This is a genomic window from Pseudomonas sp. 22490, assembly GCF_052044465.1.
Lineage (GTDB): Bacteria > Pseudomonadota > Gammaproteobacteria > Pseudomonadales > Pseudomonadaceae > Pseudomonas > Pseudomonas aeruginosa.
This window is the reverse complement of record NZ_JBQENS010000114.1, coordinates 1-332: the sequence shown is the minus strand read 5'-3', so window position 1 is coordinate 332 and position 332 is coordinate 1. Positions and strand designations below refer to the sequence as shown.

1 pseudogene is annotated in these 332 nt (G+C 61.4%); it reads right to left on the bottom strand.

Going from position 1 to position 332, the window contains the following annotated elements:
* Positions 1 to 332: pseudogene (locus tag ACTJJX_RS35170) on the bottom strand (attachment protein); the annotation flags it as partial.

Here is a 332-nt window from a genome sequence, read left to right as displayed (position 1 = left end):
TCACCACCAGGGTCTTTCGGGTCGGTCGGGTCTGTGGGATCGGTCGGCGTCTTCACGCACGTGGTGCCTGACCAGCTGTAGCCCTTCGGACAGCCCGGGTCATTCGGGTCCGAAGGCGGGTCGGTCACTGGCGGCTGATTCGGTTCGCTGAGCGAAGGACCGGTGCCGCCCAGGTTGCCGGAATCTGCCGAGCAGTTCTGGCCGTTGCTCTTGAGCGTGTAGTTGCAGAACCCCTCAGTTGTGGAGCCTGGAGTGCGATAACAAGATGTTGGCCGAGAACTATCAGCCTCATAAGCGCACCCATTCAAACAGCCAGACGGCGGAGAACTAGG